Source organism: Streptomyces sp. NPDC088194 (assembly GCF_040702025.1).
In the GTDB taxonomy this organism is placed as follows: Bacteria; Actinomycetota; Actinomycetes; order Streptomycetales; family Streptomycetaceae; genus Actinacidiphila.
In genome coordinates this window covers 1-26,730 of sequence record NZ_JBFBIV010000021.1, presented here as the reverse complement: position 1 = coordinate 26,730, position 26,730 = coordinate 1, and the positions used below count along the sequence as shown (strand labels likewise).

The 26,730-nt window shown below is 73.3% G+C and carries 20 protein-coding genes and 1 riboswitch; of the genes, 11 read left to right on the top strand and 9 right to left on the bottom strand.

Features of this window, described 5'->3' with window-relative positions:
• Nucleotides 1-74: 74 nt before the first annotated feature.
• A complete protein-coding gene (locus AB0399_RS13940; protein WP_366411438.1) occupies nt 75-1,301 on the bottom strand; it encodes a MerR family transcriptional regulator in 1,227 nt (408 codons plus the stop codon).
• A 7-nt stretch (nt 1,302-1,308) separates the two neighbouring features.
• Nucleotides 1,309-1,929, bottom strand: a complete 621-nt coding sequence (locus AB0399_RS13935) for an HAD family phosphatase (RefSeq protein ID WP_366411437.1) — start codon at nt 1,927-1,929, stop codon at nt 1,309-1,311.
• A 338-nt stretch (nt 1,930-2,267) separates the two neighbouring features.
• On the opposite strand from AB0399_RS13935, the gene AB0399_RS13930 reads away from it, so the two are divergent.
• Together AB0399_RS13930 and AB0399_RS13925 are read left to right on the top strand one after the other, a co-directional pair.
• Nucleotides 2,268-3,176, top strand: coding sequence for a transglutaminase-like domain-containing protein (locus AB0399_RS13930; protein WP_366411436.1), 909 nt, complete (start codon nt 2,268-2,270; stop codon nt 3,174-3,176).
• Between the two features lie 122 nt (nt 3,177-3,298).
• On the top strand, nt 3,299-4,129 hold the full coding sequence (locus AB0399_RS13925; RefSeq protein WP_366411435.1) for a class I SAM-dependent methyltransferase: 831 nt from the start codon (nt 3,299-3,301) through the stop codon (nt 4,127-4,129).
• A 4-nt stretch (nt 4,130-4,133) separates the two neighbouring features.
• Here AB0399_RS13925 and AB0399_RS13920 read toward each other — a convergent pair whose 3' ends face one another.
• Nucleotides 4,134-5,390 (bottom strand): NlpC/P60 family protein, encoded by a 1,257-nt coding sequence (locus AB0399_RS13920; protein ID WP_366411434.1) that lies wholly within the window; start codon nt 5,388-5,390, stop codon nt 4,134-4,136.
• A gap of 318 nt (nt 5,391-5,708) precedes the next feature.
• On the opposite strand from AB0399_RS13920, the gene AB0399_RS13915 reads away from it, so the two are divergent.
• Together AB0399_RS13915 and AB0399_RS13910 are read left to right on the top strand one after the other, a co-directional pair.
• The gene (locus AB0399_RS13915) at nt 5,709-6,068 is read left to right on the top strand and encodes a hypothetical protein (protein WP_329365671.1); all 360 of its coding nucleotides are present in this window, start codon (nt 5,709-5,711) and stop codon (nt 6,066-6,068) included.
• A 5-nt stretch (nt 6,069-6,073) separates the two neighbouring features.
• A complete protein-coding gene (locus AB0399_RS13910; RefSeq protein WP_366411433.1) occupies nt 6,074-6,847 on the top strand; it encodes a class I SAM-dependent methyltransferase in 774 nt (257 codons plus the stop codon).
• A 106-nt stretch (nt 6,848-6,953) separates the two neighbouring features.
• Here AB0399_RS13910 and AB0399_RS13905 read toward each other — a convergent pair whose 3' ends face one another.
• The gene (locus AB0399_RS13905) at nt 6,954-8,027 is read right to left on the bottom strand and encodes an NlpC/P60 family protein (RefSeq protein ID WP_366411432.1); all 1,074 of its coding nucleotides are present in this window, start codon (nt 8,025-8,027) and stop codon (nt 6,954-6,956) included.
• A 6-nt stretch (nt 8,028-8,033) separates the two neighbouring features.
• Nucleotides 8,034-8,189, bottom strand: a riboswitch (cyclic di-AMP (ydaO/yuaA leader).
• 191 nt (nt 8,190-8,380) lie between these two features.
• Nucleotides 8,381-9,508 carry an NlpC/P60 family protein gene (locus AB0399_RS13900; protein WP_366411431.1) on the bottom strand — a complete coding sequence of 376 codons (1,128 nt, stop codon included), beginning with the start codon at nt 9,506-9,508 and terminating at the stop codon, nt 8,381-8,383.
• 256 nt (nt 9,509-9,764) lie between these two features.
• On the opposite strand from AB0399_RS13900, the gene pcrA reads away from it, so the two are divergent.
• The gene (gene pcrA / locus AB0399_RS13895; protein WP_329365663.1) at nt 9,765-12,221 is read left to right on the top strand and encodes a DNA helicase PcrA; all 2,457 of its coding nucleotides are present in this window, start codon (nt 9,765-9,767) and stop codon (nt 12,219-12,221) included.
• A gap of 179 nt (nt 12,222-12,400) precedes the next feature.
• On the opposite strand, the gene AB0399_RS13890 is transcribed toward pcrA, so the two are convergent.
• Together AB0399_RS13890 and AB0399_RS13885 are read right to left on the bottom strand one after the other, a co-directional pair.
• Entirely contained in the window at nt 12,401-13,879 is a 1,479-nt protein-coding gene (locus AB0399_RS13890) for a M23 family metallopeptidase (protein WP_366411430.1), read from the bottom strand.
• A gap of 139 nt (nt 13,880-14,018) precedes the next feature.
• The gene (locus AB0399_RS13885; RefSeq protein WP_366411429.1) at nt 14,019-15,044 is read right to left on the bottom strand and encodes an alpha/beta fold hydrolase; all 1,026 of its coding nucleotides are present in this window, start codon (nt 15,042-15,044) and stop codon (nt 14,019-14,021) included.
• Between the two features lie 362 nt (nt 15,045-15,406).
• Between AB0399_RS13885 and AB0399_RS13880 the strand changes: the two genes are divergently transcribed.
• The gene (locus AB0399_RS13880) at nt 15,407-15,814 is read left to right on the top strand and encodes a cobalamin B12-binding domain-containing protein (protein ID WP_328468237.1); all 408 of its coding nucleotides are present in this window, start codon (nt 15,407-15,409) and stop codon (nt 15,812-15,814) included.
• A gap of 43 nt (nt 15,815-15,857) precedes the next feature.
• Here AB0399_RS13880 and AB0399_RS13875 read toward each other — a convergent pair whose 3' ends face one another.
• Nucleotides 15,858-17,417, bottom strand: a complete 1,560-nt coding sequence (locus tag AB0399_RS13875) for a DUF5691 domain-containing protein (RefSeq protein ID WP_366411428.1) — start codon at nt 17,415-17,417, stop codon at nt 15,858-15,860.
• Between the two features lie 116 nt (nt 17,418-17,533).
• Nucleotides 17,534-18,886, bottom strand: a complete 1,353-nt coding sequence (locus AB0399_RS13870; protein WP_366411427.1) for an SWIM zinc finger family protein — start codon at nt 18,884-18,886, stop codon at nt 17,534-17,536.
• 159 nt (nt 18,887-19,045) lie between these two features.
• Between AB0399_RS13870 and AB0399_RS13865 the strand changes: the two genes are divergently transcribed.
• The 5 genes from AB0399_RS13865 to sucD all read left to right on the top strand — a co-directional run bounded on the left by AB0399_RS13865 (nt 19,046) and on the right by sucD (nt 26,573).
• Nucleotides 19,046-20,230, top strand: coding sequence for an AAA family ATPase (locus AB0399_RS13865; RefSeq protein ID WP_366411426.1), 1,185 nt, complete (start codon nt 19,046-19,048; stop codon nt 20,228-20,230).
• Nucleotides 20,231-20,421: 191 nt separating this feature from the next.
• Nucleotides 20,422-22,962 (top strand): DUF5682 family protein, encoded by a 2,541-nt coding sequence (locus AB0399_RS13860; RefSeq protein ID WP_366411468.1) that lies wholly within the window; start codon nt 20,422-20,424, stop codon nt 22,960-22,962.
• A 47-nt stretch (nt 22,963-23,009) separates the two neighbouring features.
• Nucleotides 23,010-24,191: a VWA domain-containing protein gene (locus AB0399_RS13855; RefSeq protein WP_366411467.1), complete on the top strand. Its 1,182-nt coding sequence runs from the start codon at nt 23,010-23,012 to the stop codon at nt 24,189-24,191.
• Between the two features lie 303 nt (nt 24,192-24,494).
• On the top strand, nt 24,495-25,667 hold the full coding sequence (sucC, locus tag AB0399_RS13850; RefSeq protein WP_329365648.1) for an ADP-forming succinate--CoA ligase subunit beta: 1,173 nt from the start codon (nt 24,495-24,497) through the stop codon (nt 25,665-25,667).
• 21 nt (nt 25,668-25,688) lie between these two features.
• Nucleotides 25,689-26,573, top strand: a complete 885-nt coding sequence (gene sucD / locus AB0399_RS13845) for a succinate--CoA ligase subunit alpha (RefSeq protein WP_329365645.1) — start codon at nt 25,689-25,691, stop codon at nt 26,571-26,573.
• The last annotated feature ends 157 nt before the right edge of the window (nt 26,574-26,730 follow it).

Genomic DNA, 26,730 nt, shown 5'->3' with positions numbered 1-26,730 from the left:
CCCCGGCCGGTTGACGGTCCGGGGCGCCCCTGAGGTGATTCCTGACGGATTCCTGACGGGAGTCCTGACGGAAGTTACGGCGTGGCGGGGGCGACCACGTCCGCCACCACGCAGCTCACGTTGTCGGGGCCGCCCGCGCCGTTCGCGAGAGCGATCAACGCGCGGGTGGCCTCGTCGGGTTCGGCCTCCTCCATCAGCACCCGGCGGATGTCGGCCGGCTCGGCGACCACCGGCAGCCCGTCGGAGCACAGCAGGTAGCGGTCGCCGGGCCGCGGGGCGTGCAGCTTCAGGTCGGCGGTGGGCGGCGGGCCGTCGGACAGCAGCGCCCGCAGCAGCAGGGACCGGTCCGGGTGGGAGGCCGCCTCGGCCTCGGTGAGCCGGCCGTCGTCGATCATGGACTGCACGAGGGTGTGGTCGTGGGTGATCCGGAACAGCTCGCCGTCGCGCAGCAGATACGCCCGGCTGTCGCCGATGTGCACCAGGGCGAGGTGGGTTCCGGTCCACAGCATGGCGGTGAGCGTGGTGCCGACGGGGGCCGTGCCGGGTGCGGGTGGTGCGGACGGTGCGGATGTCGGTACGGGTGCGGGTGCCGCGGTCCCGACCGCGCGGGCCGCTGCCTCCACCGCGTCCTGGAGGACGTTGAGCAGGTTGCCCGGCGGGAGCGGTGCGCCCGTGTCCAGGTCGGCGAGCGCCTCGATCGCGGCCGCGCTGGCCGGGGCGCCGGCCGGCCCGAAGCCGTCGGCGACCGCGAGCAGGCGGTCGCCCGCGTACACCGCGTCCTGGTTGCCGGGCCGGACCAGACCGGTGTCGGAGCGGGCGGAGTAGCGCAACGTCAGAGTGGTGTCGGGCATGGGTGCGTTCCCTTCTGAAGGGCCAGGTGTTCGGGGGCCGTGCTCTTGGGGGCCGTGCTCTTGGGTGTCGGGCGTTTGGGTGTCGGGCGTTTGGCGGCCGGTTGCTCCGGCGTGCGGCGCGCGGTCGAGGTGGGCGAGCAGGAAGCCGGCGAGGTCCCGCCGCGCGGCGGTCTCCGCCTCCACCTGCGCCCAGTACCCGCGTATCTCCTGGGCGGCGGCCGCGTCGGTGGCGCACGCGCACACCCGCTGGATGCGGGCCAGCGGCATGCCCAGCCGGCGCAGCCACGCCACCAGCCGGGCCCGTTCGAGCTGTTCGGGGGCGTAGAAGCGGTAGCCGGTGTCCGGGTCCACCCGGGCCGGGGGGAGCAGTCCGAGGTCGTCGTACAGCCGCAGCGCCTTCGGCGAGAGCCGGGCCGCCTTCGCGAAGGCGCCGATGGTCAGCAGGTCCATGCCCGGGTCAGGCCGCGGCCGCGACGTGGGAGGCGATCCGCTCCCGCGTCGTCGCGTTGTCCGTGTGCAGCACCGCCGACATGCCGAGCGCCTGAGCCGCCTCGACGTTCGCCGCCAGGTCGTCCACGAACAGGCAGTCCGCCGGGCGCGCCCCCAGCCGCTCGCAGGTCAGCGTGAAGGCGCGCGGATCGGGCTTGGACCACCCGATCTCGTGCGAGTAGACCACCGCGTCCGCGCCGCCCACCAGCGCCGCGAAGCCGTACCGCTCCTCCTCGCGCTCCCGGGCGCCGACGAAGCTGTTGCTGAGGATGCCCAGGGTGCAGATGCCCTTCAACTCCCTTATGTACGCGATCAGTTCGGTGTTCGGCGTGCCCAGGTACTCCGTCCACAGGTCGGCGAAGAACGCGTCGGTCCGGGCCGGGTCGAGGCCCAGCTCGGCGCTGACCGCGGCCCGGGTCTCCGGCTCGGTCATGGCGCCGGACCCGCCCGCCGTCCACACCGCCTCCAGCCGCTGGTCCACCGCGCCGGCCGGCAGCCCCAGCCGCCGCTCCCAGGCGGCGTCCCAGCCGGTGCGCGGGGTCAGTTCCAGCACCCCGCCGATGTCGAGGATCAGGCACGCAGTGGTCATCCCGGTCGTCCTTCCGATGCGTGGCCGGGCGGGCGGCCCGGGGAACCGGCCTGGTCGGCGGCCGGTACGACCACGATGGGCCCTGTCCCAGGGGGAAGGTCAAGCACGGCCCGGCCGGGCGCCCGGCCGCCATCCGGTGGGCGCCCGGTCGCCATCCGGTGGGCGCCCGGCAGATGCGTGCCCTCGGGCCGCCCCCGGATCGGCCTCGGGCCGGCCTCGGCCCAACCCCTGGACAGTGCGGCCCGGTTTTTGGCACGGTGGGGTGCGCCGACCCACCCTTCGAAAACGTGGCCGATGGTCGACGTCACAGTCGAATGCCGCAGGCAGGGGGCTCCACCATGACCGCAGACCGCCTCGCCCCAGAGGAAGCCGCCTTCTACGCCTCGCAGAGCAGCTTCTCCGACCCCGGCGAGCTGGTCGGCTGGTACACCGACCTCCCCAGGGACGTCGGCGAACTCGCCCGGGTGGTGCGGGACGTGATGGTCCACCGGGTCGAGGGCGGCCAGTTCGGGGTGCCGATCGCCGAGGACCGGATGCGCGACGACGCGGAGACCCGCTACGTCGACGACATCCTGCGGCTGGTGGTGAACCGCAACGGCGCGCCGCTGGTGGAGCGGCGGGAGTTCGCCGACCGGTTCGTGGGGATCTGCCGCGACTTCACCCTCCTGCACGTCTCCCTGCTGCGCCACGTCGGCATCCCCGCGCGGCTGCGCTCCGGGTTCGCCGACTACTTCGGCGACGACGGGTTCCACTTCGACCACGTCGTCACCGAGTACTGGGACGACCAGCGCGGCTGGCTGCTGGCCGATGCCCAGATCGTCGACCCCGAGCGGTACTCGATGCCGTTCGACCCGACCGACGTGCCCAGGGACCGCTTCCTGGTCGCGGGCAAGGCGTGGCAGCTCATCCGCGCCGACGGGGCGGACCCGAAGTCCTTCGGGCTCCACCTGCCGGAGGGGCCGATGGTGGGCGCGTGGTTCGTGGCCGGCAACGTCAGGCTCGACCTGGCCGCCCTCAACAAGGTCGAGACCCTGCTGTGGGACGTCTGGGGGACCGGCGCGGGGTCGGACGACGAGATGGGCGACGAGATCCGCGACCTCTACGACACCGCCGCCCGCGTTACCGGCGACGAGGTGCCCTTCGCTGAGGCCCGCGCGCTCTTCGCGGACCACGACGGGCTGCGCACGCCGTCCACCGTGCTGTCGCTGGCCCCCTTCAACGGCCCCAGCCGGGTCGCACTGCGCTGACGGTCCGCTCTGCGCTGAAGACCGGCCCGCGCTGACTGCCGACCCCGCACTGACAGCCGACCCGGCGCGCGGGTCCGGCCGCCGGTGATCCTCGCCTCCCACTCGACAGAGAGGTACTTGACATGGTTCAGGTGTACGAGGACCGGCGGCTCGCCGGCTCCTACCACGCGGGAAACGACATGCCGGACGCTTCGCTCCGCGCCTGGGCCGGACTGATCGCGGACTGCGCTCCCGTCCCGGCGCCGCGCGTGCTGGAAGTGGGCGCCGGCACCGGCATGTTCGCGGCGGCGCTGGCCCGGTGGACGGACGCGCGCCTCGTGGTGGGCGTCGAGCCGTCGCCCGCGATGCTCGCCGAAGCACATCGGCTGCACCCGGCCGCGCACCGCCCGGACCGCCTGCACTTCGCGGCGGGCCGCGCCGAGGCGGTGCCGCTCCGCCCGCGCTCGGTCGACCTCGCCCTGCTCTCGCGGGTGATCCACCACCTGCCCGACCGCCGCGCCTGCGCACGGGAGTTGGCGCGGGTGCTGCGGCCCGGCGGGGTGGTGGTCGTCCGGACCACCTTCCGGGAGCGGCTGGACGCCGTCGTCTACACCTACTGGCCGCGGCTGCTCGACATCGACCGCGTCCGTTTCCCCGCGGAGGCGGACGTCCGCGCGGACTTCGCGGCGCACGGGTTCGAGGTCGTACGGATCAGCTCGCACGCCGAGCCGGTCGCCGCCGGCCTGCGGGCGTACCACCAACGGCTGGTAACGCGCCCGCAGTCGAAGTTCACCCACCTCACCGAGGCCGAATTCGCCACGGGGCTGGCCCGGTTGGCCGCTGACGCGAAAGCAGAAGCCGAAGCAGAAGCCGAGGCCGCAGCCGCAGCCGGAGCCGGAGCGGACGCCGAGCCGCTCGTACGGCCGCGCCCCGTGTCGGAGCGCTACGACGTGGCGGTGTTCCGGCTCCGTTAGCCGGTCACGCGGGGCGGGTGGCGCCGGCGAAGGGCATCTCGGAGATGGGGGCGATCCGGATCGGGGCGCCCGGGTGCGGGGCGTGGATCATCTCGCCGTGGCCGATGTAGAGGCCGACATGAGAGATGCCGGAGTAGAAGAAGACCAGGTCGCCCGGGCGCAGTTCGGACTCGGCCACGCGGGTGCCGGCGTTGATCTGGGTGTAGGTGGTGCGCGGCAGGGAGACGCCCGCGGCCCTCCACGCGGCCTGGGTGAGGCCGGAGCAGTCGTACGAGCCGGGCCCGGTGGCGCCCCAGACGTAGGGCAGCCCGATGGCGCGGTAGGCGAACGCGACGGCCTGGGCGGCGCGCGCGGAGGGTGCGGGCGAGGCGTCGAGCGGCGGCCGGGAGGTGCCGCGGGTGGCGGTGCCGGAGCCGGGGGCGCCGGAGCGGTTCGCGTCCGCGCCGCCGTCGGAGCCGTCGACGGTGGCACGCTGGGCCGGCGTGAGGGAGTCCAGCAGCACCTGCGCCTGGTGCAGCGCGGTCTGCACGGTCCGCTTGCGGTCGGCGAGTTGGCCCTGCGCGGCCTTGAGGGTGGCGAGCTTGCCGTCCGCCTCGGCGCGGGTCTGCTCGATGTCCCTTCGCTGCCCGGCCAGTTGGGCGAGCGTGGCGGCCTGCCGGTCGCCCATCCGGTCCAGCGCGCCGACCTGGGCGAGGTAGGTCTCGGGCGAGGAGCTGAGCGCGAGTTGCAGGGCGGGGTCCAGCGTGCCGGAGCGGTACTGCGCGGTCGCGATCGAACCCAGCCGGTCCCGGGTCGTGTTGAGCTGCGCGGTCTTGCGGGCCAGCTCGTCCTGGAGGTCGGTGACCGCCGCGCGGGCGGTGGCGGCCTTCTGCCGCGCGCCGTCGTACTGCTGTGTCGCCGCCTCCGCCTGCTGGTAGAGCGCGTCGACCCGCGCCTTGACCGCCGTGACGGAACCGGCCGGGCCGTTCGCGCCATTCGGGCCGTTCGCGCCGTCGGCTTCCTTCGCGCCGTCCGCGCCGTCCGCGCCGTCCGCGCCGTCCGCTCCGGACGCCGTCGTGGCGCCGGCGGCGGCCGGGCCCGGTTCGGCCTGCGCACTCTCGCCGAGCAGGCTGACGGACGCGGCCGACACCAGCGCCAGCGACAGCGCGGCGCGGGCGGTCGCCCGTGAGACGAGCGGTGGCCGGGCGGCGGTGCGGTCCGTGACGCGGTCAGCGGGGACCGGGCCGCGGCGGTGGCGACTCCGGCGACTGTGCGAGGCCATGCGGCCGTCACTCCTTCGGCAGGGCGGGCCCGGCGGCGCCGCGTTACGGGGGGACGCGGCACCGCCGGACGTCGGCAGGGCGGCCGTGCCGACGACGTACCGACGGCGAAGGGAACCGGCCACCTGCCAGTGACGCTAAACCTGCCCCGGGGGCCGTCCGGGGCAGGTGTCCGGGACTGCCCGCTTTCCGCCGCGGCCGACCGGATTCGACCGCCGTTCGACGGGTGACCCGCCCGCATCCGGGCGCCCGCCGACCGAAGCCCGCGATACGGCACCCCGCCCGCCGCGCGCTGCTATACGCGCCGTAGGGTCCGGCCCATGGACACCCTCATCAATGTCTTTGTCGGGCTGCACATCATCGGCATCGCGGCGCTGCTGGGCGGCTTCCTCACCCAACTCAAGGCGATGGGCCGGGGCAGCGCCGAGCCGCGGTTCGTGCCCGGCATGCTCTACGGGGCCGGCACGATGCTCGTCACCGGGGTGGCGCTGGTCGGCCTCGCACACGCCGACGACCGGCACCTCAGCAACGTGAAGCTGGGCATCAAGCTGGTCGTGCTGCTGGTGATCCTCGGGCTCGTCTACGTCAAGCGCGACGAGGAGAAGGTCGACGCGGCCTCCTTCGGCGCGGTCGGCGGCCTGACCGTCGTCAACATCTTCATCGCCGTGCTCTGGACCTGACCGCGATGACCGGCATCTCCTACGACCGCGCCACCGCCGAGCAGTACCGGCTGGCCCGCGAGGTCCCACGCGCCGGGCTGGCCGCGTGGCGGGCGGCGATCGAGGCGGCGGTCGAGGCGGCGGCTGAGCGCACCCCCGGGCTCACCCCCGGGATGACCGTGCTCGACGTCGGTGCCGGCACCGGGGGTTTCGCGGCCGCGCTGCACGACTGGTTCGGCGTCCACGTCGTGGCGGTCGAACCGGCCGAGGCGATGCGCGCGCTCATCCCGCGGGTCCCCGCGACGGACGGCCGCCCCGGCATCGAGGCCCTGGCCGGCCGGGCCGACGCGCTGCCGGTGCCGGACGGCGGCGCGGACGCGGCCTGGCTCGGCTCGGTGCTCCACCACATCCCCGATCTGCCCGCCGCCGCCCGCGAGTTGCGCCGCGCCCTGAAGCCCGGCGCGCCGGTGCTGATCCGCAACCTCTTCCCCGGCCGGGCCGACCGCGACCTGCGGGTCCGCTTCTTCCCCGAGACGGTGGCGGAGATCGACGGCTACCGGACGGTGGACGGCGTCTGCGCCGACTTCGCGGCCGCCGGGTTCGTACGGCGCCGACTGGTCGCCGTACCGCAGGAGAGCGCGCCGAGCCTCGGGCACTACGCCCGCCTGCTGCGCCGGGACACCGACTCCAAGCTGCGGGCGCTGAGCGACGAGGACTTCGAGCGCGGCATGGCACGGCTGCGGGCGGCCGATCCGGCGGCGCCGGCGACGAGCTGGATGGACCTGCTGGTGCTGGCCTGAGCCGCGGGGTGGGGCACGAAGGCCATGGGTAAGGGCCGGTCTCCTGGAGACCGGCCCTTACCCATTACGTGCTGACGTGGCCTGCGTTCAGCCGCCGCACGCCCGCTTACGCGATGCGGCGGGCCGCCGCGAACGGCATCCAGTCCATCGGGGCGACCTCGACCGTCGCGCCCGTGTGCGGGGCGTGCACGATGTTGCCGTTGCCGATGTAGATCCCGACGTGGCTGATGCCGGAGTAGAAGAACACCAGGTCGCCCGGGCGCAGATCGGCCTTGGAGACCGCGGTGCCGTCCTTGACCTGGTCCCAGGTGGTGCGCCCGATGGTGATCCCGGCGGCGTGGTAGGCGGCCTGGGTCAGCCCCGAGCAGTCGTACGATTCCGGGCCGGTGGCGCCGCGGTAGTACGGCTTGCCGCGCTGGGCGAGCGCGAACTGGATCGCGGCGGCGGCGCGGCCGGACGCGGGCCCGTTGTACTTGTAGGTCGAGCTGGAGCCGGACGACGAGGACGAAGACGAGGACGACGAAGAGGTCGACGTCTTGGGCTGCATCGCGGCGAGCTTCCTCTTCTGCTCCGCGTTGAGGCTGTTGAGCAGTTTCTGCGCGGCGGCGAGCTTCGTCTGCAGGTTCTTCTTCTGCGTGGCGAGCGTGCTCTGCGAACCGGTCAGCTTCTTGAGGCTCGCGGTGGCCTGGGCCCGCTGGACCGACGCCTGCTCCTGCTGGATCTTGAACGTCTTGAGCGCCTGCTCCTGAGTGGCGGTCATCCGGTCCAGCAGGTGGTTCTGCGAGAGGAAGCTCTCCGGGTCGTCGGAGAAGAGCAGCTGCGTGGTGGCACCGAAACCGCCGGTGCGGTACTGCTCGGCGGCGAACTGCCCCAGCACCCGCCGGGACTCGTTCATCTGCTGGGTCTTGTCGGCGACCTGGGCGAGCAGCTGGTTGGTCTTGGTGCGCTGCGCCGCCGTGTCCTCCTGGGCCTGGTCGTACTTCTGCGTGGCGACCTCGGCCTGCTCGTTCAGCGAGTCGACCTGCTTCTTGACCTCGGCGATGGAGGGCTTCGCGGGCGCCGCGTTCGCGGTCTCGCTCATCAAGGTGACCGAGGCCAGGGCCGCGGTGGTGATACCGACGGCGGCCCGTGTGCCGGTCGACGCGAGTATCGGGGTACGCGGCTTGCGATGCGACGCCAAGGAGACGACTCCTTCCGGGTACCGCCGACCGGGTTAGCTGACGGGTTCGGGCGGGGAAGGTCGCCCTACGGGTCGAACGCTCGTCGCGTCCACCCCGATTCACCCCAAAGTGCCTGTGGGTCCCCGGTTCCGGCCGCCGGCCGGATTAGGCGGAGATGGTTCGCTGCCGGACCTTCGCCGACGGGAGGCGGACCACCTAGCGGGCTACCGTAGTCAACTTCGCCGGGTCTTGGGAAGTTTGGATTGCAATGTGACCGAAATCGCTTTGTGACCTTGGGTTTTGCCGGATACTTCGCCCCGGCGCCTTATCGGTCATCCGGGTCATCCGGTGGCGACCCGGTCGGGATGCTCCATTACGGACGGACGGCCCCGTAGAAGGGCATCTCGGTGATCGGGGCGATCTTCACCACGGTGCCGGTGTGCGGGGCGTGGATCATCTCCCCGTTGCCGATGTAGAGGCCGACGTGGCTGACGTCGCTGTAGAAGAAGATCAGGTCGCCCGGCTGAAGGTCGGCCTCCGACACCCGGGTGCCCACGTCCACCTGGTCGTAGGTGGTGCGCGGCAGGTCGATCCCGGCGGCCTTGTAGGCGGCCTGGGTCAGCCCCGAGCAGTCGTACGAGTCCGGGCCGGTCGCGCCCCACACGTACGGCTTGCCGATCTGCTTCCGGGCGAAGGCGATGGCCTGGTCGGCGGCCGAGGAGTTGACCGGCGCGACGGGCGCGTCGGTGCCCTTGGCGGCGGCGGCCTTCGCGGCGGCCTCCGCCTTCTGCTTCTCCTGCGCGGCGAGCTTCTTCGCCTTCTCCTTCGCCTCGGCCTCCTGCTTGGCCTGAAGCTCCGCCAGCCGCTTCTTCTCCTGCGCGTTGAGGCTGTTGAGGAGCTTCTGCGCCGCGCCCAGCTTCGTCTGCACGTCCTGCTTGGCGGACTTGAGCTGCCCCTGCTGCGCGGTCAGCGAGGCCAGGCTCTTGGCCGCCTCGATCCGCTGCTGGGTGACCGCGACCTGCTGGGTCTGGTAGTCCTCGACCGCCGCCTGCTGCCGCTTGCCCATCACGTTGGCGAGGTGGATCTCGTTCGCGAGGTCCTGCGGGTTCTCCGACAGCAGGTAGCGGGTGGTGGTCAGGTCGCCGCCGCTGCGGTACTGCGCCGCCGCGAACTCGCCCAGCACGCGCCGCGAGTCGTTGAGCTTCTGCGTCTTCTGGGCGACCTGCGCGAGCAGCTTGTTGACCTTGGTGTTCTGCTGGTCGGTCTGCTCCTGCGCCTGGTCGTACTTCTGGGTGGCGGCCTCGGCCTGCTGGTTGAGGGAGTCGACCTGCTTCTTGACCGTGCTGATCGACGGCTGCTTGGGCTTGGTGGGAGCGGGGGTGGCGCTCGCGCTCTCGCTGAGCAGCGTCACAGTGGCCAGTGCCGCCGTGGTGAGCCCCACGGCGGCACGCGGACCGGGGGTGCTGAGTAGCGCGGTACGAGCCTTACGGTGCGTCGCCATGGCGCGCGGACTCCTCTCGGACGCTGCCGGTTCCGGCTGGTGCGGCACGCTAGCCAACGCCCGGCGCGCCTGGGAAGGGCGATGTCCGATAGGCCCGATACCTTTTCGTAATCTTTTGCCGAAGCGGCGCGGCCGTCACGCAGCGTGGTAATCGGGCTACCCGGGAGGCCGCTTTCCGGCAGGCCCGGGCGCCGAGCGCGTGGACTTCGGCGGACGGCGGTGGACTGTCGGTGCGGGCGCCTAGACTCGGGAGGCGATGAGCAGCCTCTTTGACGACAACTTCCTGGCCGGTATGGACGCGGCCCACGGGCCTTCCGACGGCGAGCAGCCCCCGCCGCCGGAGGACGGCCCCGGTGGCGAGGACGTCCCGCACGACCTGTTCCAGGGGCGGTACGACAGTCCGCCCGCGCACGACGCGCACTACCGCAACGGCGCGGCGCGTCCCGTGCTCGACCCCGCGCAGCTCCTCGTGGGGCTCAACGAGCAGCAGCGCGCCGCCGTCGAGCACCACGGCGGGCCGCTGCTCATCGTCGCCGGCGCCGGCTCCGGCAAGACCCGCGTGCTCACCCACCGCATCGCCCACCTGCTCGGCGCCCGCGGCGTCCACCCGGGCGCGATCCTCGCCATCACCTTCACCAACAAGGCCGCGGGCGAGATGAAGGAGCGCGTCGAGGAACTGGTCGGGCCGCGCGCCAACGCCATGTGGGTGTCCACCTTCCACAGCGCCTGCGTGCGCATCCTGCGCCGCGAGTCCAAGACGCTCGGCTTCACCTCGTCGTTCTCGATCTACGACGCCACCGACGCGCGCCGGCTGATGGCCCTGGTCTGCCGCGACCTGGACCTCGACCCCAAGCAGTTCCCGCCGAAGTCGTTCAGCGCCCAGGTCTCCAACCTCAAGAACGAGCTGGTCGACCACGAGACGTTCGCCGCCAAGGCGGAGAACCCGTTCGAGCGGAAGCTCGCCGAGGCGTACGCGATGTACCAGGCCCGGCTGCGCGACGCCAACGCGCTGGACTTCGACGACATCATCATGACCACGGTCAACCTGCTCCAGGCGTTCCCCGACGTCGCCGAGCACTACCGGCGGCGCTTCCGGCACGTCCTGGTCGACGAGTACCAGGACACCAACCACGCCCAGTACACCCTGGTCCGCGAGCTCGTCGGCACCGGCGACGAGGCCGCCGAACTCTGCGTCGTCGGCGACGCCGACCAGTCGATCTACGCCTTCCGCGGCGCGACGATCCGCAACATCCTCCAGTTCGAGGAGGACTACCCGCAGGCCCGCACCATCCTGCTGGAGCAGAACTACCGCTCCACCCAGAACATCCTCAACGCCGCCAACGCCGTCATCGAGCGCAACGCCGGCCGCCGCGCCAAGAACCTGTGGACGGAGTCCGGCGAGGGCCCCGTCATCACCGGCTACGTCGCCGACCAGGAGCACGACGAGGCGCAGTACGTCGCCGAGGAGATCGACCGGCTCACCGACGCCGGCGACGCCCGCCCCGGCGACGTCGCGGTCTTCTACCGCACCAACGCCCAGTCCCGTGTCTTCGAAGAGATCTTCATCCGGGTCGGCCTGCCCTACAAGGTCGTCGGCGGCGTCCGCTTCTACGAGCGCCGCGAGGTCCGCGACGTCCTCGCCTACCTGCGCGTCCTCGCCAATCCCGAGGACGCCGTGCCGCTGCGCCGCATCCTCAACGTGCCCAAGCGCGGCATCGGCGAGCGCGCCGAGGCGATGATCGACGCGCTCGGCCGGCGCGAGCGGATCTCCTTCCCGCAGGCCCTGCGGCGGGTCGACGAGGCGTACGGCATGGCGGCGCGCTCGGCCAACGCGGTCAAGCGCTTCAACACCCTCATGGACGAGCTGCGCACCGTCGTGGAGTCCGGCGCGGGCCCGGCCGTCGTCCTGGAGGCGGTGCTGGAACGCACCGGCTACCTGGCCGAGTTGCAGGCGTCCACCGACCCGCAGGACGAGACCCGGGTCGAGAACCTCCAGGAACTCGCCGCCGTCGCGCTGGAGTTCGAGCAGGAGCGGGAGGGCGAGGAGACCGGATCGCTCGCCGAGTTCCTGGAACGCGTCGCCCTGGTCGCCGACTCCGACCAGATCCCCGACTCGCCCGAGGGCGAGGAGGACACCGGCGGCGTGATCACCCTGATGACGCTGCACACCGCGAAGGGCCTGGAGTTCCCGGTGGTGTTCCTCACCGGCATGGAGGACGGCGTCTTCCCGCACATGCGCGCCCTCGGCCAGGCCAAGGAGCTGGAGGAGGAGCGCCGGCTGGCCTACGTCGGCATCACCCGCGCCCGCCAACGGCTCTACGTCACCCGGTCGATGATGCGCAGCGCCTGGGGCCAGCCCTCCTACAACCCGCCCTCCCGCTTCCTGGAGGAGATCCCCGAGGCGCTCATAGAGTGGAAGCGGACCGGGCAGTCCTCCGGCGGTGGCGCCGGGTCCAAGGCGGCCGCGTCCGTCGCGTCCTCCATCGGCGCCCGCGGGCGCTCCGGCACCGGCGGGTTCGCCACGAAGCGCTCCGTCGGGGACCGGCCGGTGATCTCGCTGAGCGTGGGAGATCGCGTCACCCACGACCAGTTCGGGCTCGGCACCGTGGTCGCGGTCACCGGGCGCCCCGGTGACGAGAAGGCGACGATCGACTTCGGGGACGAGCGGCCCAAGCAGTTGCTGCTGCGCTACGCGCCGGTGGAAAAGCTCTAGCGAAGGTGAGGGGGCTCCCTCCGTGCCTGGCGCGGGAGGAGCCGCACTTGCTCAGGAGCGCGCGGGGGCACTCCCCCTGGCTCCGCCGGGGGCACCCGCATCCAGGCCAAGCTCTGGGGGGAGAACGGCGCGGCAAGCCACCCGCTCAGCGCAAGGTCCCTCGACCCGTGGAACCGGGACTACCTCGGGTCCAGCCCGTGGGAGAGAAGCCAGGGGAGGGGGTCGATGGGGGTGCCGCCGTGCGGGCGGACCTCAAGGTGGAGGTGCGGCCCGGTGGTGTTGCCGGTGTTGCCCGAATAGGCGATGACCGTCCCGGCCTTGACCGTGCCGGAGCGGATCTTCGTGCTGCTCAGGTGGCAGTACCAGGTCTCCGTGCCGTCGGGCGCGGTGACGATCGCCATGTTGCCGTAGGAACTGTTCCACTGGGTGCGCACGGTGCCGTCGGTCACGGCCATCACCGGGGTGCCGACCTGCACCGGGAAGTCGATCCCGGTGTGCAGCGCCATCCAGTGCTCGCCGGACTGCCCGAAGTACGCGCTCAGCCCCTTCTGCTTCACCGGCAGCACGAACTTCGGCCGCAGCGCCTCCTTGCGGGCCGCCGCCGCCTCCGCGGCCTTCTTCGCCGCGGCCTGCCGGTCCTTGAGGTCGACCCGCTCCTGGGAGCGGCTGGCGCGGCTGGCGAAGTCGTCGGCGTCCCGGCTCACTCCGGACAGCTGCCGGTCGAGCTGGGTGGTCGGAGCCTTGCCCGCGGCCTCGTCGGTCGTCGTCCTCGAGGTGTCCCGGGCGACTCCGACCCCGCCGAACGCCGCCGCACCGACCGCCGCCACGCCCATCACGGCCACTGACGGCACCCCGACGGTCAGCAGCGCCGAGCGCTTGGCCGGCTTTCGGCGGCGGCTGCGCGCGGTGGGCACCTCGTCGTCGGTGAAGTCGTGCCGTACGGGTTCGTCGTCGTCGGGCGTGCCGAGCGCGAACTCCTCGCCGAGCAGCGCGGTGTCGTCGGGCGCCGTCTCGGGCGCGACGGGCGACACGGTCGCCATCGTGGCCGTGGCAGAGCCCGGTTCCGCGGCCGGCTGGTAGCCGGACCCGTACGCGGTGGCGGAGTAGCCGGCGGGCGCTTCGTACGCCTCGGAGGTCGCGAACGGCGCGGACACCTGCTCGTAGACGCCGGTGTCGCCGCTGCTGTCGTACCCGTAGCCGTACCCGTAGGCCGGGTAGGCGCCGGACTCCCACTCCTGCTGCTGCGGGTGGGCCGGCTGCTGGGTGGTCTGCCAGGCGGTCGTGTCGTACGTGCCGGTGTCGTAGTACGTCGTACCGGTGCCGGTCGTGGTGCTGGTCGCGGCGTACGGGTCGTACGTGGAGAAGCCGCCGGTGTCGTAACTGCCCGTGTCGTAACCGCCGACGGCGTACGTGCCGGTGTCGTACCCGTTCGGGTCGTAGCCGGGCTGCGGCTGCTGGGCCGCACCCTGGTCGTAGCCGTAGGCGTACTGCTGGTCGTACGGGGCGGCGGCCTGCTGCGGGATCTGGGCGTAGCTGTAGCTGCCGGTCGTGTCGTCCGCGTAGGTGGTGCCGACGGTCGGGTAGGAACCCGAGGAGTAGGCGTCGTACGCGTGGGCGTCGTGGTCGGAGGCGTACTCCGACGGGTGACGTTGGTTCACCGCCAGCTTCTCTTTCGCCTAGGCAGCAGGAGAATTAGCGGCGACTGTAGCCCTCCGTACCGGCTGCGGACAATCTTCTGGCCGGACCTGGCGCCCGCCTTGCCCGGTGTTCGGTTGATATTCGACCGTTATGTGTCCGTTATGCGGCGTCGATCGCGTCGGGCAGCGGCCCCGGACCGGACAGTGCCTGCCTGATTTCGGCGGCCACCGAGCCGTGCACGGGGAGGGCGAGGTGACCGATCCCGCGCACCTTGATGTTCGCGGTGGAAAGGTCCGGGTGTTCGAGGCGCGCCGACTCGGCGGGGATCATGAACTCGTCGAGGTCGCTCCAGAAGGCCACGAACCGGGTCCGGCAGCCCGGGGCGGGGCCCGCCAGCTCCGCCAGCACCGGCGAACCCGGCCGCATCTGGCGGGCCAGCGGGTGCGGTGCGAGCGCGGGCACCGCGCGGGTGCCGGAGTGCGGGGTGCCCATGGTGACCAGGTTGCGCACCCGGGCGTCACCGCCCAGGCACTGGACGTAGTAGCGGGCGACCAGGCCGCCCAGGCTGTGCCCGACGATGTCCACCTGCGCGTGCCCGGACTCGGCGCAGACCCGCTCGATGTGCGGGCCGAGCATCGCGGCGGCGGTGCGGATGTCGCCGGTCAGCGGGGAGTAGTTCAGCGCCTGGACGCGGGTCCAGCCGTGCCGCAGCAGCGAGCGGCGCAGCAGGGTGAAGGCCGAGCGGTTGTCGACGAAGCCGTGCAGGAGCAGGACCGGGGGCTGGTCGCGGCCTTCGGAGGGGCCCTCGGAGGGGCCCTCGGCGCGGCGCTCGGTGCGGCTCTCGGCGGGGAGCGGCGTGGCGCCGCGGGCGCGCCGTGCGCGGGAGGCCCCGGAGCTGCCGGAGCTGCCGGAGCTGCCGGAGCCGTCAGGGCCGTCCTGGTCGTCCGGCGGGCGCGGTGGCGTGGGGATGCGCTCGGGCAGTATTCCGGTCGGATACAGCAGCAGGTGCCCGGCGAAGAGGGCGAGGTCGATGGCGGCGACCTTGGCCAGCTCGGCGCTGTGCCCGCTCCACAGTGAACTGGTCCACAGCGCGTGACCGGGGATGCGGTTCCAGTGGCTGTCGCCGGGGGGCTCCTCCGGTGTCGGCCCCGGCTCCGGCTCGCTTTCCGAGGACTGGGCTGCCATGGCCCACCTCCCGTCGCGGCGCCGCGGGGTCGTCGTCGACCCCGGGTGCCCTCAGCGGGAGCCGGAGCGGATGCCGCACCGCCGCGCCCTGCGGCTTGATACGCGGTGATGCGGCGTCCTGGCTGCGGCTCTCGAAGGAACGAGCCGGGCGTCCCCGCGGCTCCCGGCGTGTCCCGCGCCGGCCGCCGTGGGCAGCCCCGACCCTTTGGTGAATGTGTCCCACTGTGTGATTTCCCCCTCCCCGCCCCACGTAAAACTGTCGGGTGCGGCGCGTGGGCGCTAACGTTCGTTTACGCGGTACAGCTCGCTCACTCTGCGCCACCGCACCCGGTGTGCCGCATCCCATGATCATGGAGGCAGTTATGGGAGTGTCCGGACCGATCCGCGTGGTGGTCGCCAAGCCGGGGCTCGACGGCCACGACCGCGGAGCCAAGGTGATCGCGCGTGCGCTCCGCGACGCCGGCATGGAGGTCATCTACACCGGGCTGCACCAGACGCCCGAGCAGGTGGTGGACACCGCGATCCAGGAGGACGCCGACGCGATCGGGCTCTCCATCCTCTCCGGCGCCCACATGACGCTCTTCGCCAAGGTGGTCGAGCTGCTCCGCGAGCGCGACGCCGCCGACATCAAGGTCTTCGGCGGCGGCATCATCCCCGAGGCCGACATCCCCCCGCTCACGGAGCTGGGCGTCGCCGCGATCTTCACCCCCGGCACGTCCACGGGCGAGGTCGTGGCGTGGGTCAAGGCGAATATCGGGCAGGCCGCCTGACGGGGACCCTCCGGGGCGCCTCGCTCTGGCACCCCTGGGCACGTCAGGCCGCCCCCAACTCCTCGGCCATCAGCGCGCGCAGGCGCAACGTGGTGGTCAGCCGCTGGAACGCCTCCGACCAGTAGGCGGATGCGCCGGGGGAGCCGTTGGGGGCCTCCTCGGCGGCGGCGCTGAGGAGGGCGACCTGCTCGGCCGCGGCGGGGTCGAGGCAGCGTTCCGCGAGGCCCATCACCCCGCTGAAGCTCCACGGGTAACTCCCGCCGTCCCGGGCGATGTCGAGCGCGTCTACCACCGCGCCGCCGAGCGGCCCGCTCCACGGCACCGCGCACACCCCGAGCATCTGGAACGCCTCGGACAGACCGTGGGCGGCGACGAACTCCGCGACCCAGCCGGCCCGTTCGTCCACCGGGAGGATCGCCAGCAGCTTCGCGGGGTCGCCGATCGCCGCCACCGGACCGCCCCGCGCGGACGGGGCGCCGAGCAGGGCGCGGGCCCAGGCGGCGTCGCGTTGGCGTACGGCCGCTCGGCACCAGGCCGCGTGCAGGTCGGGCTGCCAGTCGTCCAGCACCGGGAGGGCGACGATCTGCTCCGGGGTGCGCCCGCCGAACCGCGCCGGCCAGGTCGACAGCGGGGCGGCGTCCACCAACTGGCCCAGCCACCAGGAGCGTTCGCCCCTTCCGTTGGGCGGCTTCGCGGCCACCCCGTCCCGCTCCATGGCCGCGTCGCACTCGTACGGCGCCTCGACGGTGATGCCGTCGGGGCCGAGCGACACGCAGCTACGGGCGCGGGCCGCCATCCGCCCGGCCAGCGCGGAAGCGGGCAGCGCGGAGAGCAACTCGGCCGCCGTGGCACGTACGTTGCGGCTGCGGTCCGCCAACGAGGACTCCAGGAACGGTTCGTCCGACGGAGACAGGCCGGTACGCAGCGCGTCCATGAACATCAGCCGGTCCTCGGCGCGTTCGCTGCGCCAGGTGGAGACGAGCAGGGCCAGCGCGCCCGCCGCGTCGGTCTGGCGCAGCCGGGTCAGCAGGGCGACCCGCTCGGCGAACAGGCCCTCATCCCAGAGCCGTTGCCGTGCCGCCTCGTCGCCGGCCGCTGACGCCGCACCCACCGCGCCGCCGCCCGCCCGCAGCGCGAACTTCCACTCCGGGTTCAGCTCCGCCAGCCACAGCGCCCGCGGGCCCGCGAACGCCAGGGCGTCCGCGCGCAGGTCCGTGCGGGCCCGGGCGATGTCCAGGAGCGCGGGCAGCAGCGCGGGGGGTGCGGCGAAGCCGCGGACGCGGGCCGTCGCCAGCCACTGCGGCAGCAGTTCCAGCAGGTTGGGCGCTGTGCCCTGCCGGCTGCGGCCGGTCTCGGTCAGCATCATCTCCAGCCGGCGCCGGGCCGCGTCGGGCAGCTCCGGGCGCGGGTCCGGCGCCACCGTCTTCGGCCGCTGCCCGGCGACCCCCGGCCGCAGCCCGGCCCGGCGCCGCACCACGCCCACCGCGGCGGCGTCCAGCAACCCGACGGCCGCTTCCTCCGCGTCCCCCACGACCCCCGTGGGCCGGCGCCGCTCCGTGCCCAGCAGCGCGCTGCCCACCAGGTCCTCCCATGTCCCACCCATCGGGTTCCCCTTCCTGTCCACTGCTTGCGTCTCAACAGGGCCGGTGCTGCGGTCTCTTCGGTCTCCCGGGTCTGCCGGGTCTCCTCCTCGGTCGCGCGGCGGGCGCGCGGCGGCGGTCAGGGCAGGACGGGGGTGGGCGTGGGCGAGGACGGGGACCACGCGGTGAGCGGCTTCGCCCCGGTGGGGGTGAGTTCGGCGAAGAGGGTGAGCGGGTGTCCGCCGGACAGGGCGGCCAGGCGCCAGGGCGCGGGGCCGTTGAGCGGGATGGCGTCGGTGCCCGCCGCGTCGGCGAGTTGCCAGCGGTCGGGCCCGGGTATGGGGACGACGTCGCTGAGCAGGACCGGCCAGGCGTCCAGCCAGGGGTCGTCGGCGAGGGCGGCACCGTACGCGTCGAGCGCCGGGCCGATCGGGGTGCCGGGCGGGACGGCCGCCGGGGGAGTGGTGGTGGTCCCGTGCGAGCCGAGAACCGCACGGAGCGGGACCGCCGACGGGTGGTAGGCGAGGTCGGCCTCGATCATGACGCCGACCGGCAGGGCGAGTTGGGGCGCGCGGCCGGCGGCTCCGAAGGACAGTACGAGGGCGAACCGCCCGGCCGCGCTGTCACGCAGCCAGATCCGGCGGGTCGTCAGATCCTCGGTGGTGTCGTACTGGGCGAGGACCAGCCAGTGCCCCCGCACGGTCGGCCCCGCGAGCAACTCGGCGCTGTCCACGGTGAATCCGACCCGCGCCCGCACGGTGTCCACCAGCGGACCCGGCAGGCCCTCGCGGCCGAGGAACCCGCGGGCGAGCAGGTGCAGCAGCGCGGTCTCCTCCAGCATGCGGGACGGCCAGTCACCGCCCGACGCCGGTATCGCGCCCAACTCCCGCACCCGCGTGGCCAGTCCGGGCGCCTGGGCGTCCACCATCCGGGCCGCCGTCTCGTCGAACGAGCGGTGCCCGGCGCGGTCGGCCCCGGCCAGCCCGCCGCGCAGCAGATCGGCGAGCCGCTGCTCCAACTCGGCGGCGCCGCCCTCGACCCGGACCGCCCGCCGGTCGGCCCGCCGCCTGGCCGCCTCCGGGTCCGCGGGCCCGGACGCACGCGGCGCACCGGCGCCGGCGGCATCGGCCTCCTCCTTCTTACGCCGCGCGGCCACCCACTGCTCCACCCACTCCGGCTCCGAGCCCGCCGCGCCGGCCGTCGCCATCGGCCCGTCCGCGCCGCCGGCCCACAGCAACAGCAGCGCCAGCGCGTGCTTGCACGGGAACTTCCGGCTCGGGCAACTGCACCGGTACGCGGGCCCGCGGGTGTCCACCGCCGTCTGGTACGGCTTGCTGCCGCTGCCCTTGCACAGCCCCCACACCGCCGTGCCCGCCGTCCCCGTGCCGGACCACGGCGCGGGCGTGGCGAGCTTCGCGCCGGCCTTCCGTGATGCGGCGTCAGGCGCGAGCGCGAGCACCTGATCCACCGTCCACCGCGTTTCCGTCTCCATGTCACAGACCGTAGAACCCGCCACTGACAATCGTCATGACCTGCGGAAATAGCGCTGGGTGACCGATTGTCAGTGGTCGGGTGCATCGTGGAGACCACACCGAACGAGCACGGGGCCGAAGGGTCCCGCGCAAGCGAGTGGGGGAGAACCGTGTCGCTCATGTCCGAAACCAGCAGCACCACCGCCGGTCCCGAGCCGGTCGCGCCCGGCGGCGGCTCCGGCACCGCTCAGGCCGGTCCTGACGGCAGTGCCGCGCCCGGCTTCGAGCAGGCCCTGCGGCCGCACGCGGAGGACACCTTCGCGGGAGAACTCGCCGCGCTCGCCGCCGCCGACGACCGCACCCGCCCGGCCCGCTGGAAACTGTCCCCGTGGGCGGTCGCCACATACCTGCTCGGCGGCACCCTCCCGGACGGCACCGCGATCACCTCGAAGTACGTCGGCCCACGCCGCATCGTGGAGGTCGCCGTCACCACCCTCGCCACCGACCGCGCGCTGCTGCTGCTCGGCGTGCCCGGCACCGCGAAGACCTGGGTCTCCGAACACCTCGCCGCCGCGATCAGCGGCGACTCCACCCTCCTGGTCCAGGGCACCGCGGGCACCCCGGAAGAGGCGATCCGCTACGGGTGGAACTACGCACAGCTGCTCACCCACGGCCCCACGCCCGACGCCCTCGTGCACAGCCCGGTGATGCGCGCGATGGCCGAGGGCCGGATCGCCCGGATCGAGGAGCTGACCCGCATCCCGGCCGACGTGCAGGACACCCTCATCACCATCCTCTCCGAGAAGACCCTGCCGATACCGGAGTTGGGCACCGAGACCCAGGCCGTGCGCGGCTTCAACATGATCGCGACCGCCAACGACCGCGACCGCGGGGTCAACGAACTGTCGAGCGCCCTGCGCCGCAGGTTCAACACCGTGGTGCTGCCGCTGCCCGCCACCGCGGAGGAGGAGGTGGACATCGTCTCCCGCCGGGTGGACCAGCTCGGCCGCGGCCTCGACCTGCCCGCCGCCCCGCGCGGCGCCGACGAGATCCGCCGCGTGGTCACCGTCTTCCGCGAACTGCGCGGCGGCGTCACCGAGGACGGCCGCACCAAGGTCAAGTCGCCCTCCGGGACGCTCTCCACGGCCGAGGCGATCTCCGTCGTCACCGGTGGGCTCGCGCTCGCCGCGCACTTCGGCGACGGGGTGCTGCGCGCGAGCGACATCGCCGCCGGAATCCTCGGCGCGGTCGTCCGCGACCCGGCCGCGGACCGGCTGGTCTGGCAGGAGTACCTCGAAACGGTGGTCCGCGGGCGCGACGGCTGGAAGGACTTCTACCGGGCCTGCCGCGAGGTGTCCGCATGACCGCCCCCGGCGGTGAGGCGGTCGCGGTGCGGTCGGCCGCCGTCATGGCCGCAGCCGCGGCCTCTGTCGAGTCCGCCGCGCCGGATGCCGCACCCGCACCCGACGTCGTGGCCGGCGCGGTCACCGGTCCGTCCCCGTCGCGACTGCCCGCGGCCCGGCGCGTCCGGGCCGCCCGCGGCGCGGACGACGTACTGCTGCTGGGGGTGCGGCACCACGGACCCGGTTCGGCGCGGGCGGTGCGTGCCGCGCTGGACGCGTACCGCCCGGAGGCCGTGCTGATCGAGGGACCGCCGGAGGCCGACGCGTTGACCGCGCTGGCCGCGGACCCGGCGATGCAGCCCCCGGTCGCGCTGCTCGCCCATGTGGCCGACGATCCGGCGCGCGCCGCGTTCTGGCCGTTCGCCGAGTTCTCCCCCGAATGGGTGGCGATGCGGTGGGCGGCCGAGGCGGGCGCCGCCGTACGGTTCATCGACCTCCCGGCCGCGCACACCCTGGCCCTGCGCGCGGCCGACCCGGCCGAGGACACCCCCGCCGATCCCGCACCCGAAGCCGATCCCGCACCCGATTCCGGTTCCGGTTCCGAAGCCGCGCCCGATTCCGGCCCTGATTCCAGCTCCGATTACGGCTCCGACGCCGCGGCCGTACGGATCGACCCGCTGGCCGTGCTCGCCGAGACCGCGGGGTACGACGACCCGGAGCGCTGGTGGGAGGACGCGGTCGAGCACCGGGGCGGCGGCGCGGACGACACCGACCCGCTCGCGCCGTTCGCCGCCGTGGCCGAGGCGATGGCCGCGATCCGGGCGACCTACGGCGACGGCGGCGACCCGCGCGACCCGCTGCGCGAGGCGCACATGCGGCTGCGGCTTCGGGAGGCCCGCCGGGCGTACCCGCGCACCGCCGTGGTGTGCGGCGCCTGGCACGTCCCGGCGCTCGCCGCGCCCGTCCCGGCCACCGCCGACCGGCAGTTGCTCAAGGGCCTGCCGAAGGCCAAGGTCGAGACGACCTGGGTGCCCTGGACCCACCGCAGGCTCGCCCGGGCGGGTGGATACGGCGCGGGGATCGACTCGCCGGGCTGGTACCAGCACCTGTTCACCGCGCCGGACCGCCCGGTCACCCGGTGGATGACGAAGGTCGCCGGGCTGCTGCGTGCGGAGGACCTGCCGGTCTCCTCGGCCCATGTCATCGAGTCGGTGCGGCTGGCCGACACGCTCGCGGCGATGCGCGGCCGCCCGCTGGCCGGACTCGGCGAGACGGTCGACGCGGTGCGGGCGGTGATGTGCGACGGCTCGGAGGTGCCGCTCGCGCTGATCCGGGACCGCCTCGTGGTCGGCGACGTGCTCGGCGAGGTCCCGCCGGACGCCCCCGCGGTGCCGCTCGCCCGCGATCTCGCCCGCGAGCAGCGCCGGTTGCGGCTGAAGCCGGAGGCCCTGGAGCGCGAACTCGACCTCGACCTGCGCAAGGAGACCGACGCCGACCGCAGCCGGCTCCTGCACCGGCTGCGGCTGCTGGGCATCGACTGGGGCGAGCCGGGCACCGGGCGAGGCGGCAAGGGCACCTTCCGGGAGACCTGGAAGCTGCGCTGGGAACCGGAGTTGGCGATCCGTGTCGCCGAGGCCGGGATCTGGGGCACCACGGTACGGGCCGCGGCCGGCACCCGCGCCCAGGAGGTGGCGGTCGCCGGGGCGACACTCGCCGACGTCACCTCGACCGCCGAACTGTGCCTGCTGGCCGGGCTGTCCGACGCCTTGCCGACGGTGATGCGGGTGCTCGCCGACCGCGCCGCGCTGGACGCGGACGTCGCCCACCTCGCGGCGGCGCTGCCCGCACTGGTCCGCGCGGTCCGGTACGGAGACGTCCGCGGCACCGACTCCGCGGCCCTCGCCCGGGTCGCGGCCGGGCTCGCCGAGCGGGTCCGGATCGGCTTCCCGCCGGCCTGCGTCAACCTCGACCAGGACGGCGCCGCCGCACTGCGCGCCCACATGGACGAGGTCCACCGTGCGATCGCCCTGCTGCCCGAAGCCGAATCCGAACACGGACCCGAGCGTGGAACTGAGCCAAAATCCGGGCATGTACCCGAGCCTGCGGAGAAGGCCGAGCCCGGGCCCGCCCCCGAACCCGGACCGGCGCCCCCTTCCACCGGCGGCCTGCGGGACCGGTGGGCCGGGATGCTGCGGGCGCTCGCCGAGCGGGACGGCGCGGTGCCGGGGCTGCTGCGCGGCGCCGCCGCCCGGCTGCTGCTGGACGAGGGCCGGCTGGACGCGGCCGAGGCGGCCAGGCTGATGGGCCTCGCCCTCTCGCCGGGCACCGGCCCCGCGGAGGCGGCCGGCTGGGTCGAGGGCTTCCTCGCCGGCGGCGGGATGCTCCTCCTGCACGACGAACGGCTGCTCGGCCTGGTGGACGGCTGGCTGGCCAGGGTGCCGCAGGACGCGTTCACGGACGTACTCCCGCTGCTTCGGCGGACGTTCGCGGAGTTCGAACCCGGAGTGCGGCGCTCGGTCGGCGAGTTGGTGCGGCGCGGACCGGCCGCCGTACACCGGCCGCGGGCCGCGGCGGGCGGCACCGGGGAGGCGGGGCTGCCCGGCTTCGGCCCCGATCTGGACCGGGCCCGCGCGAACACCGCGGCCAGGACCGTACGGCTGCTGCTCGGTCGCGCCGGGACCACCGGCCCGGCCGAACTGGAGGACGACCAGGACCCGGCGGAGCCGGACGACCGAGGGGGAGCGCACGCGTGACGCACACACCACACCCGACCGGACCCGGCACCGCACCCGGCACCGGCATCGACACCGCTTCCCGCCCTCCGTACGCCGCCGATGCCGACGAGCGGCTGCGGCGCTGGCGGCTCGTCCTCGGTGGCGGCGCGGCCGAGGGGACCGGTTGCGAGCTGAGCGGCCGGGACGCGGCGATGGACCGTACGCTCGGCGCGCTCTACGGCGGCGGCAGGTCCGGCCAGGGGGAGAGCGGGGGAGCGGAGCGGTCGGCCGGCCTGGGTGGTTCGGCGCCCCGGGTGGCCCGCTGGCTGGGTGACATCCGGACCTACTTCCCCAGTTCCGTCGTCTCGGTGATGCAGCGCGACGCGATCGACCGGCTCGGCCTGTCCGCGCTGCTGCTGGAGCCGGAGATGCTGGAGGCGGTCGAGGCGGACGTCCACCTGGTGGGCACCCTGCTGTCGCTGAACCGGGCGATGCCGGAGACCACCAAGGAGACCGCCCGGGCGGTGGTGCGCAAGGTGGTGGCTGACCTGGAGAAGCGGCTCGCGACCAGGACCCGGGCGACGCTGACCGGCGCGCTGGACCGTTCGGCGAAGACCTACCGGCCGCGCCACCGCGACATCGACTGGGACCGCACCATCCGGGCCAACCTCAGGCACTACCTGCCCGAGCACGGCACCGTCGTGCCCGAGCGGCTGGTCGGCTACGGCCGCGCGGACCAGGCGGTGAAGAAGGACGTCGTGCTGTGCATCGACCAGTCCGGCTCGATGGCCGCGTCCGTCGTCTTCGCCTCCGTCTTCGGCGCCGTGCTCGCGTCCATGCGGTCCATCGACACCAAGCTCGTGGTCTTCGACACGGCCGTGGTCGACCTCACCGACGCGCTCGACGACCCGGTGGACGTCCTCTTCGGCACCCAGCTCGGCGGCGGCACCGACATCAACCGCGCGCTGGCGTACTGCCAGTCGCTGATCACCCGGCCGGCCGAGACCGTCGTGGTGCTGATCAGCGACCTCTACGAGGGCGGTATCCGTGACGAGATGCTCCGGCGGGTCGCGGCGATGAAGGCGTCCGGTGTGCAGTTCGTGGCGCTGCTCGCGCTGTCCGACGAGGGCGCACCGGCATACGACCGGGAGCACGCCGCCGCGCTCGCCGCCCTGGGCGCCCCGGCCTTCGCCTGCACTCCCGATCTCTTTCCCGAGGTCATGGCCGCCGCGATCGAGAAACGTCCCCTCCCCATACCGGAAGCCTGACCCCCGGGGCACCCCCTTCCGTGCGGCGGGGCCACTCCGCAGGAGGCTGTGACCGTTCTCACCGCCTCCATGTGAGGCACGATTTAGGACGTCACGGCCCACGGCGATAACCTGCAAGACGGACATGCCGCGTACTCGGTCACCGTGTGCGCTTCCCTTGTGACTGCGCACAGTCGCCTTGCCCGTAGCGGCACGCCCAGCCGATCAGGCGGCGCTGTACTTCCGGCGGCAGCCGCCTGCGAGACGCTGAATTCCGGGCCTCCGCCCGAGGAATCCAGAAGACCATAAGGGAGACGGACGCGCGTGGACCTGTTCGAGTACCAGGCGAGGGACCTCTTCGCCAAGCACGGTGTACCGGTGCTGGCCGGTGAAGTCATCGACACGCCTGAGGCGGCGCGCGAGGTGGCGGAGCGGCTGGGCGGCCGGGCGGTCGTCAAGGCACAAGTCAAGGTGGGCGGCCGCGGCAAGGCCGGCGGTGTGAAGCTCGCCGCGGACCCGGCCGACGCGGTGGCGAAGGCCGACGCGATCCTCGGCATGGACATCAAGGGCCACACGGTCCACAAGGTCATGCTCGCCCAGACCGCGGACATCAAGGAGGAGTACTACGTCTCCTTCCTGCTGGACCGCACCAACCGGACCTTCCTCGCGATGGCCTCCGTCGAGGGCGGCGTCGAGATCGAGGTCGTCGCCGAGGAGAACCCCGACGCGCTCGCGAAGGTCCCGGTGGACGCGCTGGAGGGCGTGACCCCGGAGAAGGCCGCCGAGATCGTGGCCGCCGCGAAGTTCCCGGCCGAGATCGCCGACCAGGTCGCGGACGTGCTCCAGCAGCTGTGGACCGTCTTCGTCAAGGAAGACGCCCTGCTGGTCGAGGTCAACCCGCTGGTGAAGACCGGCGAGGGCAAGATCGTCGCGCTCGACGGCAAGGTCTCGCTCGACGAGAACGCCGCCTTCCGGCAGCCCGAGCACGAGGCGCTGGAGGACAAGGCCGCGGCCAACCCGCTGGAGGCCGCCGCCAAGGCCAAGGGCCTGAACTACGTCAAGCTCGAAGGCCAGGTCGGCATCATCGGCAACGGCGCGGGCCTGGTCATGTCCACCCTGGACGTCGTCGCCTACGCCGGTGAGGCGCACGGCGGCGTGAAGCCCGCCAACTTCCTCGACATCGGCGGCGGCGCCTCCGCCGAGGTGATGGCGAACGGCCTGGAGATCATCCTGGGCGACCCGGACGTCAAGTCCGTCTTCGTCAACGTCTTCGGCGGCATCACCGCCTGCGACGAGGTCGCCAACGGCATCGTGCAGGCCCTGGCGCTGCTCGCCTCCAAGGGCGAGGAGGTCACCAAGCCGCTGGTGGTCCGTCTGGACGGCAACAACGCGGAGCTGGGTCGCAAGATCCTCTCGGACGCCAACCACCCGCTGGTGCAGCGCGTCGACACGATGGACGGCGCGGCCGACAAGGCCGCCGAGCTGGCTGCGAAGTAAGGGAAGAGGACTCAAGACACCATGGCTATCTTCCTGACCAAGGACAGCAAGGTCATCGTCCAGGGCATGACCGGCGCCACCGGCATGAAGCACACCACCCTGATGCTGGGCGACGGCACCAACATCGTCGGCGGCGTCAACCCGCGCAAGGCCGGCACCACCGTCACCTTCGAGCAGGGCGACGTCCCGGTCTTCGGCTCCGTCAAGGAGGCCATGGAGGCCACCGGCGCGGACGTCACCGTGATCTTCGTACCGGAGAAGTTCACCAAGAGCGCGGTCGTCGAGGCGATCGAGGCCGAGATCCCGCTCGCGGTCGTGATCACCGAGGGCGTCGCCGTCCACGACACCGCCGCCTTCTGGGCGCTCGCCCAGTCGAAGGGCAACAAGACCCGGATCATCGGCCCGAACTGCCCCGGCCTGATCACCCCCGGCCAGTCGAACGCGGGCATCATCCCCGGCGACATCACCAAGCCGGGCCGGATCGGCCTGGTCTCCAAGTCGGGCACGCTGACCTACCAGATGATGTACGAGCTGCGTGACATCGGCTTCTCGTCCGCGGTCGGCATCGGCGGCGACCCGATCATCGGCACCACGCACATCGACGCGCTCGCCGCGTTCGAGGCCGACCCCGACACCGACCTGATCGTGATGATCGGCGAGATCGGCGGCGACGCCGAGGAGCGGGCCGCGGCCTACATCGAGAAGAACGTGACGAAGCCGGTCGTCGGCTACGTCGCGGGCTTCACTGCGCCCGAGGGCAAGACCATGGGCCACGCCGGCGCCATCGTCTCCGGCTCCTCCGGCACCGCGCAGGCGAAGAAGGAGGCCCTGGAGGCCGCGGGCGTCAAGGTCGGCAAGACGCCGTCCGAGACCGCGCGGCTGGCGCGGGCCATCCTGGCGGGCTGACCGAACCCGCCACCGGGCCCGGACCGGGCCCGGCTCAGTGGTTCACGGCGGCGCGGGTCCGCTCGACTCGATCGTCGCCGACGGGTGCGTGCGTACGCCGCTGGTGGAGGCCGCGTTCCGTACGGTCCCCCGCCACCGCTACGCGCCCGAAGTCCCC